Genomic DNA, 247 nt, shown 5'->3' on the forward strand with positions numbered 1-247 from the left:
TGCGAAAACTTTAAGGTCCTGCTCTGAGAGTAGCCGCTCGAAATCGACATCCCAAATCCAGGAGATATCTTTGCCGTCATTGAAGTTGTCGTTGATCACAAAGAAGACTGCTTTGGGACATGTATCCGTCTGCAAAAGCGAGATATTCTGGTTAAAGCCGGTCGGATTCTTCGCCAAATTGAGGATCACCTCTCTGCCACCCACCACAAAATGCTGAAGCCGTCCGTTCTCCGGATGGTACGTGTTC

1 protein-coding gene is annotated in these 247 nt (G+C 48.6%); it reads right to left on the reverse strand.

Going from position 1 to position 247, the window contains the following annotated elements:
• A partial coding sequence (locus tag ACSVDM_RS30870; protein WP_439269179.1) for a DUF1727 domain-containing protein occupies positions 1-204 on the reverse strand: 204 nt, incomplete at its 3' end.
• Between the last annotated feature and the right edge of the window lie 43 nt (positions 205-247).

Origin of the sequence: Nocardia sp. JW2 (genome assembly GCF_051843015.1) — a bacterium.
Classification (GTDB): Bacteria; Actinomycetota; Actinomycetes; order Mycobacteriales; family Mycobacteriaceae; genus Nocardia; species Nocardia coubleae.